The sequence below is a fragment of the Carboxydocella sp. ULO1 genome (genome assembly GCF_002049255.1).
In the GTDB taxonomy this organism is placed as follows: Bacteria; Bacillota.
In genome coordinates, this window is the sequence record NZ_BDLQ01000081.1 from 119,134 (window position 1) to 131,984 (window position 12,851).

The window sequence follows — 12,851 nt, forward strand, 5'->3', positions numbered from 1 at the left end:
AAAGTTTTAGACGCCCTGGTAAGGGGTGTCTTTTTTATTACCTTTTTTAGCCAGATGGCTAAACTGCGCAAAATGGGGCAAACTAGGTATGTGAAAAATTTTGGCGAAATGGTGAGTGCTGCATGAATGGAGAAAGAAACTTGCTTAGCCCCAGAGAGATAGAGCAACATGCGCTGGAATTAGCCCAACAGCATGTAATCGGCAAAAAAGCTCGTTTCCCGCGGGCCCTGTTGGCCGGGGTGAAACGGCATTACCAGACCATACTTGAGGTTTATCAGACTCTGGATAGAGAGCTGGACCGGGAGCAGCCCCTGCCACCAACGGCGGAGTGGTTGCTGGATAATTTCTACTTACTGGAGGAACAGGTCAAGGATATCCAGCACACCCTGACCCGCAAACCTCACTTGCGCTTACCTTTGCTGGAGAATAAGGAGATGGCAGGATTACCCCGGGTATATGGGCTGGCCAGGGAGCTGGTGGAACATACTGATGGCAATCTGGATGAAGGCAAAATCCTCAGCTTTATCGGGGCCTATCAGCAGCGGCAGGTTCTGGCCATGACGGAATTGTGGGCTCTGGCGGTGATGCTGCGCATTGCGCTCCTGGAACGGATTAGCCAGCTTTGCCAGGAACTGAAGGTCTGTCACCGACAGCGGCAACGGGCCTGGCAGGTAGCAACCCAGTTGCAGGCGGGGGAACTGCGTCGGCTGGTCCGGGAACAAAGGGAAGCTGGCGGACTGGAGCCTGCCTTTCTGGAACTGCTGGTACAGCAGTTGCGCCGGCAGGGCGGCAAAGCAGCCCCTTTGCTGGCGGAGCTGGAACAGGAACTGGCTGCGAGCCAGCTGAGTCTGGAGGAATTGATCAGGGAAGAGCACGGACGGCAGGCGGCCCGGCAGGTAGCTATGGGGGCCGCTATTACCAGCCTCAGGTCAGTAGCGGCTCTGGACTGGAATGAAATTTTTGAGGCTTTGAGTCAGGTGGAAGCCATGTTGCGGCAGGATCCTTCTGGCCATTATTCCCGGATGGATTTTGCCTCCCGGGATTATTACCGGCATGAGATTGAAAAACTGGCCCGGTATTACCAGCTGCCGGAAAGGCTGGTTGCCGAACAGGTACTGACCCTGGCCCGGGCTGCTGCGGAACAGGGTAAAGGTGAGGCTGCGCGGCATGCAGGGTATTACTTGCTCGGTGAGGGCAGAGGAGAACTGGAGGATAAACTGGGGGGACGGCCCCGGGGCCTGGGGGGGTTGCGGAGCTGGCTCCGTCAGCATCCCTACCGGGTCTATTTCGGTTCCCTCGTTTTCCTGACTCTGGCAGTGATAGGGCTGTTGATGGGGTATGTCAGCCGGGCCCAGGGGGGGTGGAGCTGGAGGCTGCTGGCTTTGCTTCCTCTGGTGGCTTTGCCGGCCAGTGAAATCGCTTTAACACTGGTCAATTTCTGTGTCAGCCGGCTGTATGCTCCCCGGCCTTTGCCCAGGCTGGAACTGCGGGAAGGCATCGGGCCGGAAAATAGCACAATGGTAATCATTCCTACTCTGTTGCCTAAAGCCAGTAAGGTGCAGGAGCTGGTGGAAAAGCTGGAGGTTCATTATCTGGCCAACCGAGAGGAAAATTTGTATTTCGCTCTGGTGGGGGATTTCAAAGATGGTCCAGAGCCAAAGGCTGCCGATGATGAGGAAATCGTGGCTACTGCTCTGGCGGGGATTGCCGAGTTGAACCGGCGTTATGCTCCGCAGCGACCGCGCTTTTTTTACTTCCATCGGGAGCGGCGCTATAATCCGGCCCAGGGCCAGTGGCTGGGCTGGGAACGGAAGCGGGGGGCTATCATAGAGCTCAATGACCTGCTTCGGGGCGTTCCTGATACCAGTTTTACTGTACTAAGTTGTGAACGGGAGCAGTTGCCCAGGGTGAAATATATCATCACCCTGGATGCTGATACCAGTTTGCCCTTAGGGACAGCCCGCCAGCTGATTGGTACCATGGCCCATCCCCTGAACCAGCCGGTGGTTGACCGGCAACGGGGTCTGGTGGTGCGGGGACATGGCCTGTTGCAGCCCCGGATTGGGGTGCAGCTGGAAAGTGCCAATCGCACCTGGTTTAGCCGGATCTTTGCCGGCCAGGGAGGAATAGACCCCTATACCACTGCCGTTTCTGATGTTTATCAGGACTTGTTCGGGGAAGGGATTTTCACCGGCAAAGGTATTTATGATCTGGATACCTTCCAGACCTTGCTCAAGGAAGCTATACCGGAAAATGCCGTCTTGAGCCATGACTTGCTGGAGGGGAGCTATCTGCGGGCCGGGCTGGTGACGGATATTGAACTGCTGGATGGCTATCCCGCCCGCTATCTGGCCTATTCCCTGCGCCAGCATCGCTGGGTGCGGGGAGACTGGCAGCTTTTGCCCTGGCTAAAAAGCCGGGTCAAGGATCGGCAGGGGCAGTGGCGGCCCAATCCCCTTTCGCCGCTATCCAAATGGAAAATCTGCGATAACCTGCGCCGCAGTCTGGTCAGCCCGGCTCTGGTGCTACTGGTAGTGCTGGGAACAGGGCTGCTGCCGGGTAGCAGTCTGGTCTGGCTTGGCCTGGGCCTGGGAACAGTAGCTCTTCCCACCCTGCTCTATTTATTGAGTGAAGGGGTACAGGGGCGGACGGTGCTGACAGGGGTAAGGGCCAGTGTATACCAGTCCCTGTTGCAGTTCCTTTTCCTGCCCTACCAGGGCTATTTAATGCTGGATGCCATTATCAGGACGTTAGTGCGGGTGCTGGTGACCGGCAAAAATCTGCTGGAATGGATTCCGGCCGCTGAGCTGGAGACCTTGCTGAAAAACGACCTGGCAACCTATTACCGCAAGCTGTTCATGGCTCCGCTGGCCGGGGTGCTGGTAGCAGTTCTGGCCTGGGGACGGGGAGAAAGCCCGGCAACAACAGGGCTTGGCCTGCTGGTTGGCCTGACCTGGCTGCTGGCCCCGGCGGTGGCCTGGTGGGTAAGCCGGGATTATATGCGAGCGCCAGAACGCCTGACAGCGGCGGAGGAGGCGGAACTAAGGCGGCTGGCCCGGCAAACCTGGGCCTATTTTGAGGACATGGTGATAGCCCAGGACCATTATCTGCCTCCTGATAATTACCAGGTGGATCCGCCTAAAGGGGTGGCCCATCGCACCTCTCCCACCAATATCGGATTATTGCTGGTCTCCACTCTGGCCGCCCGGGACCTGGGTTTCCTGGGGACAGGGCAAATGCTGGAGCGAATCCAGGCTACTCTGGCTACGGTGGAAAAACTGGAAAAATGGGAAGGCCACCTGTATAACTGGTATGATACCCTGACCCTGCGGGTACTGCGGCCTCGCTATGTCTCCACTGTGGACAGCGGTAATTTTGTCGGCTATTTGCTTGTACTGGCGGAAGGAATAAGGGAATATCTCAAGCGACCTGGGCTGGAGCCGGTTTTGCTCCGGGGGCTGCTGGACACGATCGCCCTTTATAATGAGGAAGCAGGCAACGCAGGGGCCATAACTACCGGGGAGCTGGAAAGCCTGCTGGCCCGTGCAGAAAGCAGCCAGGCGGAATGGCTGGTTCTGCTGGAACAGCTGGAAGAGCAGCTTCAGGGGAGGACCAGTTCTTACTGGGGCCAGAAGGTGCTGGCTATGGTGCAGGCCTTGCGGGCGGAAATGGCCTGCAACCAGGAGGAATTACGGAGTCGAGGCGAGGACTTGCTGCAGCGAATTCAGAATCTGGTGGAAAATACCCGTTTTGCCCCCCTGTACGACTCCCGGCGCAAGCTCTTTTCGATCGGTTACCATGTTGATGAAGGGCAGCTGACCAAATCCTATTATGACCTTCTGGCTTCAGAAGCGCGTCTGGCCAGCTACCTGGCCATTGCCAGGGGAGAAGTGGAGGCTCGCCACTGGTTCCGGCTGGGGCGAAAGCTAACCCGGGTAGAGGGGGATAAGGGACTGGTCTCCTGGGCGGGGACCATGTTTGAATACCTGATGCCCCTGCTGGTAATGCGCACCTATGAAAACACCCTGCTGGATGCCACCTATTCCTTCGCCGTCAGAGTGCAACAAAAATACGGCCAGGAGCGCGGGGTACCCTGGGGGATATCGGAGGCAGCTTATTATGCCTTTGACCTGGCCCTCAATTACCAGTACAAGGCTTTTGGCGTGCCTGACCTGGGTCTGAAGCGGGGCCTGGCCCAGGAACTGGTGGTAGCCCCCTATGCCACTATACTGGCTCTGCCCCTGGTGCCGCGAGCGGCTCTGACCAATTTGCGACGGCTGCGGGAAGAAGGGCTGGCAGGCATCTACGGCTTTTACGAAGCCATTGATTATACCCTGGGGCAAAAAGCGGTAGTCAAAAACTACATGGCTCATCACCTGGGCATGAGCCTGCTGGCTCTTACCAATTTTTTCACCGGCAACAGTATGCAGCAGCGTTTTCATGCCAACCCGGCTGTGAAAGCGGCGGAAATCCTGTTACAGGAGCGCATACCGCTGAAAGTGAGTATTATTAAGGAACAACGGGAAGCCTTTCGGCCCCGGCAGCGCAAATTTCAGGATGAACCGGAAGTGGTCAGGAAATACGGAGTGCCGGAGCGGGAAATGCCCCGGGTGCATCTGCTGTCCAATGGCTCCTATTCCCTGTTGTTAACCGATGGAGGAGCGGGTTACAGTAAATGGCAGGATCTGGCCTTGACCCGCTGGCAGGAAAACTGGCCCGGTTTCTGCAGTGGTTTTTACATCTATATTCAGAATCTCAATGCCAATAATGTCTGGTCTGCTACTTTTGAACCTTACCGGGTGGAGCCGGAGTATTACCAGGTGATTTTTGCGCCGGATAAAGCGGAATATTTGCGCAAGGATGGGAATATTGAAACCCACACTCGAATTACCGTTTCTCCGGAGGATAATGCGGAAATCCGCACTGTCACTCTGACCAACCACAGCCAGTACGAACGAGTGGTAGAGGTTACCAGCTACCTGGAGGTTGTGCTGGCGCCCCCGGAAGCGGATGCTGCCCATCCTGCTTTCAGCAAACTGTTTGTGACTACGGAGTTTGTACCTGGATATGATTGTTTGCTGGCGGTGCGCCGACCCCGCAGTCAGGGGCAGAAACCCCTTTATGCCCTGCACAGCATTAGTGTTAAGGGTGAAGTGGCAGGGGATCTGCAATACGAAACCGATCGGGCCAAATTTATCGGCCGTAATCGCAACCTGGACTATCCCCTGGCCCTGGCGGTGGACCAGCCTCTTTCCAACAGCAGTGGGGCGGTGCTGGATCCCATCTTCAGCTTGCGGCGGCGGGTGCGACTTAAACCAGGACAATCGGCCCAGGTGGCTTTTGTCCTGGCAGTAGCGGAAACGCGGGAAGAAGCCCTGCGCCTGGCGGATAAATATCGGGATGAAAAGGCCATTGCACGAGCTTTTGAACTGGCCTGGAACCGCAGCCGCCTTGAGGCTGATTATCTGGATCTGCCTGCCCGGGAGGTGGAAACTTACCTTAAACTGATTCCAGCCTTGCTCTTTCCCGGACCGGCTCGCCGCCAGTACGCAGAGGTGATCGCTGGCAACCGGAAGGGACAGCCTGATCTCTGGCCCTTTGGTATCTCTGGTGATTTGCCCATCGTGCTGGTTCGGATTGCTGATCAGGAGGAAGTCGAGCTGGTACAGCGACTGCTGCGGGCCCACGATTTCTGGCGGCGCAAAGGGCTGGCGGTGGATCTCGTATTGCTGGTGGAGGAAGAAGAAGGATACACGCGGCCGCTGCAGGACCGGATCCGGGAACTGATCCTGGTCAGTCCGGCCCGGGAGCTGTTCCAGCGCAAGGGTGGAGTTTATCTGCTGGTCGAGCGGCAGTTAACCGAGGCGGACCGGACCCTGCTCTTTACGGTAGCGCGCCTGTGCTTTACTGCTGCTACCTCCTGGGAAGAGCTGGCGGCCAATCCCCGCTACCGGCCGGCCCTGCCGGAACTGGTGCCTGAAGCAGCAGAGGAGGAAGAGGAGACAGTGCCGCTAGAGCCCGGTTCCCTGCTTTTTTACAATGGCCTGGGCGGGTTTAGCCCTGACGCCAGGGAATACGTGATCTGGCTCAAGGAAGGGCAAACAACTCCGGCTCCCTGGCTCAATGTGCTGGCCAATCCCGATTTTGGCTGCAATATAACGGAAGCGGGGGCAGGCTACACCTGGGCGGAAAACAGCCGGGAAAACAAACTCACCCCCTGGTCCAATGATCCGGTAAGTGACCCGCCCGAGGAGGTCATTTATCTGCGGGATGAAAGCAATGGCCGCTACTGGAGCCTGACGCCCCAGCCTATCCGGGAAAAACGGGACTACCTGATCCGCCATGGGCAGGGTTATACGGTGTTTCAGCAGCAGGGCCACGGGCTGGGCCAGGAATTAACTGTCTTTGTAGCCGGTCAGGATCCGGTTAAGCTCTGTCTGGTCAAGTTGCATAACTACTCTTCCCGGCCGCGACGACTGACTTTGACCTACTACCTGCGCCCGGTTATGGGGGTAGACAGCGAGAGCACAGCTCCCTACCTGGTCAGCCGCAGCTATGGGGAAAAAGGCATCCTGCTCTTTACCAATACCTATAACCACGATTTTTCGGGCCGCCTGCTTTTTGTTGACTGTTCCGAAAGCAGACGCAGCTGGACGGCTGATGGGCTGGAGTTTATCGGGGCCAATGGCACTCTGGAATTCCCTGCGGCTATGAAACGGACCGGGCTTTCCGGCCGGGTGGGGGCTGGGCTGGTGCCTGCCGGGGTAATGCAGACAACCCTGGAGCTGGCTCCCGGCGAAACCCGGGAAGTGGTCTTTCTCCTCGGCCAGGCCCGCTCGGAGGCAGAGGTGGAAACCCTCTGCGCCCGTTATAGCCGGGTGGAGGAAGCCAGAGCCGAGCTGGCACGGGTCAAAGCTTTCTGGCAGGAGCGGCTGGGAGCCCTGCTGGTAAAAACCCCGGATCAGGCCCTGGATTTACTGCTCAATGGCTGGCTGCTTTATCAAGTGATAGCTTGCCGGCTCTGGTCCCGGGCAGCTTTCTACCAGTCCGGAGGAGCTTATGGTTTCCGGGACCAGTTGCAGGACGTGATGGCCGTGGCCTATACCTGGCCAGAGCTAACCAGGAAGCAGATAATGCTTCATGCTGCCCATCAGTTCCTGGAGGGGGATGTGCAGCACTGGTGGCATCCGGGGGCGGAGAAAGGCATACGCACTCGTTATTCCGATGACTTGCTCTGGCTCCCTTATGTGACTGCTGACTATATCAGGGTGACCGGTGACTGGTCTATCCTGGCGGAGGAAGCTGGTTACCTGGAGGATGAGCCTCTGGCCGCCGGGGAAGATGAGCGGTACAGCATACCCAGGCAGTCCCAGCACCGGGAGAGTCTTTACCAGCACTGCCTGAGGGCCATCGACCATGCCCTTAAATTCGGGCCCCATGGCTTGCCCTTAATGGGTTGCGGGGACTGGAATGATGGCATGAACAAGGTTGGCCACCGGGGCCAGGGGGAAAGTGTCTGGCTGGCCTGGTTTCTGTGTACCGTGCTGGAGCGGTTTATCCCCATCTGCCGGGCCCAGGGGGACCTGGAGCGGGCTGAGAAATTCACGGATTTGCGCCAGCAACTGGCTGAAGCTATTGAAAAACATGCCTGGGATGGCAGCTGGTATCGCCGGGCCTATTTCGATGACGGCACTCCCCTGGGATCGGCGGAGAACAGTGAGTGCAAAATCGATGCTATCGCCCAATCCTGGTCGGTAATTTCCGGCCTGGGACGGCCCCGCCGGGCGGAGGAAGCTATGCGGGCGGTAGAAAACTATCTGGTGGACCGGGAAGCTGGGATTATCAAGCTTCTGACTCCACCCTTTGGTGATGGCGAGCTTGAACCCGGCTATATCAAGGGCTATGTGCCGGGTGTGCGGGAAAATGGCGGCCAGTACACCCATGCCGCTGTTTGGACCGCACTGGCCTTTGCCCTGCTGGGCCAGGGGGACAAAGCAGGAGAGCTGCTGAGTCTGCTCAACCCCATCAACCACGCCCGCACCAGTATCGAAGCCATGCGCTATAAAGTAGAACCCTATGTCCTGGCTGCTGATGTTTATGCTGTTGCCCCCAATACCGGCCGGGGCGGCTGGACCTGGTATACCGGGGCCGCCGGCTGGTTCTACCGGGTGGCTATTGAGCATATACTGGGGCTGAAAAAGGAAGGGAACCGGCTGCGTTTCAATCCCTGTATTCCCCGGGACTGGGCGGAGTATCAGGTGCAGTACCGCTTTGGTTCTACCCTCTACCTGATTCAGGTGCGCAATCCTGAGCGCATGAATCGAGGGGTAAAGAGGGTAGTGGTGGATGGCAGGGAAAAGCAGGATGGAGCGGTGGAGCTGGTGGATGATGGGGAGCAGCACCGGGTTGAGGTGATCATAGGGTAAAAGAAACCAGGGACACCGTTAGGGTAGTGTCCCTGGTTTCTTTGCTTAATACTAGCTAGGGTGAACATAAGGGAGAACGGTTTTGATCAGTTTTTTTACCAGCTCAAGTTCTTTTGGTGAGCATTTATTAAGTAATTCATTTATTTCAATATCACTAACATAATTGTAGGCGTTACCGACATCATGTATATAATAATTATTGTAGGCGGTTTTACCGAAAACGAGGAAATCCAGAGATACATGCAAACAATTAGCTACTTTAGCTAAAACGGGAAGGCTCATTTGTCGTTCTCCCCGTTCCAGTTGACCGACATAGTAGTCTGACAGCTCGATGATTTCAGCAAATTCTTCCCGGGAAAGCCCCAGTTTTTCTCTTTCTGTCCGTATTCTCTGTCCAATTTCTTTATTATTTATTTCCTTATTTTTTTTCATCCTGTTCACTCCCTGCTCAAAAATACTTTATCCAATTTCCAGCTGCAACTGAATATGCAACAAGCATATATTTTTTGTTTGCATTGATCCGAATTTTGTTGTAAAATTATGTTAATCTTTGGATACAGGGAGTGGAAAATGGGTGGGAAAGAAGGATAAAATAGAAATAGCAAGAAGTATCCTTACTAATGCCATGAATATGAATTTGAGCACAGATATTCTTCTTAAAATAAGTCAAAAAATTGATAAGTATATTGTTGAATATTATCAGATGTGTGACGGTACGAACACTGAATTTGAAGAAAAAGAAAGTCAATAACGGAAATCAAACTTCGGTTGCTAATCTGGCAATCAAAGTATTTTTTTGCAGGAAATAGCTTATAAAGATAGAATTAAATAGCTAAGAAAAAAATAAGGAGGCCAAACATGAAGCTTCAGCAATTGCTTGAGCAACTGCAAACTGATGGAGTCTGGTGTCTGGCAGTGCTTCTCCTATATAGAGATAGGAAGTTCTATACGACCTCACTGCCCCGTTATAGCCTGGTACAAAAATATCTACGCCTGGGAGAAAAAATAGTGGTAGTTAGCCTTAAACAGTATGATGTTGATTGGTCTTATATGATTGGCATCGAAGCATTTCCTCTCACTGGTATTGAATTTTCTGAGACAGATGGGAAAATTATCATAAAACGAGATTACATCGAGGTAGAAAAAATTTTACGAGGAGAAGAGTATCTTCAGGATGCCGGGGTATTCCTGGTTAAGGAACAGGACTTTACCCTCAGATATCGTCGCTACCGGCCTGGGCCCCAGTATAAAGTGGACATGGTGGCTACCGGTTTTCTTACCGCTGAGGAATTCGATTATTATAATCAGGACAGGGTAGCAGAGAAGTTACCTCAAATTGACCTGTGCGATATACACCGTTATTTACCTGCCAGAGACGCTGATCCGGAAATTTGTGCCTGGTGTCAATGTCCCAGAGAAAAACAGGAAACTCTCTGGAATTGTCCTTTACTGGGTAATAGACAGATTTGCCAGACCTGTTGTTATTATGATAGTCAGTCAATGGATATTTATCTGCGAGTACCGGAAATACTGGAAGTAGCTCGCTTCTTAACCGATCAAAATTTGACCCTGGAAGAAGCGATTAAGATTTGCCAGAATTGTGGAAAAGGTGGTTTGCAGAATTGGAACAGGAAACAAAAATTATGAACAGTCATTTTCAAGAGATTGAGCGGTTAAAACGACAAATTATTGAAAAATATAGCCCTGAAGCAATCATCCTGTTTGGCTCTTGTGCTAAAGGAAGAATTAGAAAAAACAGTGATATTGATCTTTGTGTTATTATAGAAACTGATAACAAACGAGAGCTTGTCCAGGAAAGTCATTTTTAGACCGTCAGAATGGGAAAGGGATAAGGATAATTTGGCCACTTTTGCAGGTTTAATAAATAGGACTGGAGTGAAGATATATGGTTGATACTCAGAACTACAGGAAGATGCTGAAGAAAGTCTGCGCATAGCTGAAAGATTTATAAACGTGGTAGAAGAATTGCTAAAGGCATGACACCGACAGTCATGCCTTCTTGTGTATTACAGAAAGGAGTTGGGCTATGAAACGGGAATACCATACCCCGGATGTGATCGTCTACTGGGATTCTGACCTTTGTACCCATTCTGGCAATTGTGTGCGGGCCCTGCCCCGGGTCTTTCGGCCCATGGAGCGGCCCTGGGTGAAAACCGACAGGGCTGAAGCGGAGGAAATCATCAAAGCAATTGACCTCTGTCCTTCCGGGGCCTTGCGCTATGCTATTCCACCGGGCTCGCGGCTCAAACCTGATGAATGCCGGGGTCCTGGCCTGAAGCGGGATAAACTGAAACTGGCCCTGCTGCAAATGCCTGTAACTACAGACAAAGCAGCCAACCTGGAGACAGCAGCCCGGATGCTGGCTGAAGCGGCAGTTCAGGGGGCGGAACTGGCTATCTTGCCGGAGATGTTCAATTGCCCTTATCAAAATGACCAGTTCCCTCTTTTTGCTGAGCTGGAAGGGGAGCAAACCTGGCAGTTTCTGCAGGAACAGGCTAAAAAACATGGTCTTATCCTGGTGGGAGGCTCTATTCCGGAAAAAGATGAGGAAGGACACCTTTACAATACCTGTTATGTTTTTGGCGCGGAAGGACGCCCCCTGGCCAGGCACCGCAAAGTCCATCTCTTTGATGTGGATATTCCCGGCGGCCAGTATTTCAAGGAATCGGATACTCTGCGACCGGGGGATAAACTAACAGTATTTAACACACCCTATTGCCGGATGGGAGTAATGATCTGCTATGACCTGCGCTTCCCGGAAATGACGAGGATAATGGCTTTACAGGGGGCCCGCCTGGTGATTGTTCCCGGGGCTTTCAACCTGACGACAGGGCCGGCCCACTGGGAACTTTTGCTGCGCAGCCGGGCGGTGGACAATCAGGTGTTTACCGTGGGGGTGGCTCCAGCCCGGGATGAAAGGGCCAGTTATGTTTCCTACGGGCACTCAATGGTGGTAGACCCCTGGGGCCAGGTAGTGGGCCAGCTGGGAGCAGAGCCGGGTTTGCTGACGGTAGAACTGGATTTGACCCGGGTGGACCAGGTGCGGCAGGCGATGCCTTTGTGGCAACACCGGCGGCCGGATTTATATACCCTTAAACTTACGTAAAATTTGTGGTATAAATATATATGTGATCATTTTGTGAAAGGTTGGTAGGAATGGAGAACAAACAAGCACCATCCAATTTTATCCGCAATATCATCCTCAATGATCTGGAGTCCGGTAAACATAAAACCATTGTTACCCGTTTTCCCCCTGAACCCAACGGCTATTTACATATCGGACATGCCAAGTCGATAGTGCTCAATTTCGACCTGGCCGATGAGTTTGGCGGCAAAACCCACCTGCGCTTTGATGATACCAACCCTCTGAAAGAGGATACCGAATATGTGGAATCCATCAAGGAGGATGTGCGCTGGCTGGGCTATGAATGGGACGGACTCTACTTTGCTTCCGACTATTTCGAGGAAATGTATCAGCGCGCAGTGTTGCTGATCAAAAAGGGCAAAGCCTATGTCTGTGACCTTTCACCTGAAGAAATTCGGGCCACCCGCGGCACTCTGACCGAGCCGGGGAAGGAGAGCCCCTACCGCAATCGTTCAGTGGAGGAAAACCTGGATCTGTTTGAGCGCATGCGCAAAGGGGAGTTTAAAGACGGGGAGAAAACCCTGCGGGCCAAAATCGATATGGCTTCTCCTAACCTGAATATGCGGGATCCGGTGCTGTACCGCATACTCCACGCTACCCATCATAATACCGGGGACAAGTGGTGCATCTATCCCATGTATGATTTCGCCCATCCCCTTGAAGATGCTATTGAAGGGGTGACCCATTCCATTTGTACCCTGGAATTTGAAGACCATCGCCCCCTGTATGACTGGGTGATCAGGGAATGTGAAATGGAATGCCAGCCCCAGCAAATTGAGTTTGCCCGCCTCAATATGACCAATACGGTGATGAGCAAACGCAAACTGAAACTGCTGGTGGATAACGGTATCGTAGACGGCTGGGATGACCCGCGCATGCCCACCATTGCCGGGCTCAGACGGAGGGGTTATACGCCAGAGGCTATCCGGGAATTCTGCCGGGCCATCGGGGTAGCCAAAAGCAACAGCACCGTGGACTACCAGATGCTGGAGCATTTTATCCGGGAAGATTTGAAACTGAAAGCTCCCCGCACTATGGCCATTCTGCGGCCTCTAAAAGTGGTGATTACCAACTATCCGGAAGGCCAGGTGGAATGGCTGGATGCGGAGAACAACCCGGAAAATCCGGAAATGGGGACGCGGAAGATTCCTTTTTCCCGGGAAATTTACATTGAACAGGATGACTTCATGGAAGTGCCGCCGCCCAAATACCACCGCCTCTATCCTGGCAATGAAGTACGCCTGAAACATGCCTATATT

General features: G+C 53.7%; 7 protein-coding genes. 6 read left to right on the plus strand and 1 reads right to left on the minus strand.

All coding sequences use genetic code 11. The features are described 5' to 3' along the window. Positions 1 to 122 precede the first annotated feature (122 nt). Complete coding sequence (locus ULO1_RS10775; RefSeq protein ID WP_143325450.1) at positions 123 to 8,426, plus strand: GH36-type glycosyl hydrolase domain-containing protein; 8,304 nt, start codon at positions 123 to 125, stop codon at positions 8,424 to 8,426. A 51-nt stretch (positions 8,427 to 8,477) separates the two neighbouring features. Here the strand turns inward: ULO1_RS10775 and ULO1_RS10780 are convergent, their stop codons facing one another. After that, entirely contained in the window at positions 8,478 to 8,858 is a 381-nt protein-coding gene (locus ULO1_RS10780; RefSeq protein ID WP_078666477.1) for a helix-turn-helix domain-containing protein, read from the minus strand. Between the two features lie 142 nt (positions 8,859 to 9,000). Between ULO1_RS10780 and ULO1_RS10785 the strand changes: the two genes are divergently transcribed. The 5 genes from ULO1_RS10785 to ULO1_RS10805 form a co-directional block, all read left to right on the plus strand. Next, complete coding sequence (locus ULO1_RS10785; protein ID WP_079933585.1) at positions 9,001 to 9,177, plus strand: aspartyl-phosphate phosphatase Spo0E family protein; 177 nt, start codon at positions 9,001 to 9,003, stop codon at positions 9,175 to 9,177. Positions 9,178 to 9,284: 107 nt separating this feature from the next. After that, positions 9,285 to 10,073 (plus strand): hypothetical protein, encoded by a 789-nt coding sequence (locus ULO1_RS10790; protein ID WP_079933586.1) that lies wholly within the window; start codon positions 9,285 to 9,287, stop codon positions 10,071 to 10,073. Beyond that, positions 10,049 to 10,255, plus strand: coding sequence for a nucleotidyltransferase domain-containing protein (locus ULO1_RS10795; RefSeq protein WP_242947942.1), 207 nt, complete (start codon positions 10,049 to 10,051; stop codon positions 10,253 to 10,255). Before ULO1_RS10790 ends, ULO1_RS10795 begins: the two co-directional genes overlap by 25 nt. Before the next feature lie 218 nt (positions 10,256 to 10,473). After that, a complete protein-coding gene (locus tag ULO1_RS10800) occupies positions 10,474 to 11,553 on the plus strand; it encodes a nitrilase-related carbon-nitrogen hydrolase (RefSeq protein WP_079933587.1) in 1,080 nt (359 codons plus the stop codon). 50 nt (positions 11,554 to 11,603) lie between these two features. Next, the coding region (locus tag ULO1_RS10805) for a glutamine--tRNA ligase/YqeY domain fusion protein (RefSeq protein ID WP_242947943.1) at positions 11,604 to 12,851 on the plus strand (1,248 nt) is incomplete at its 3' end.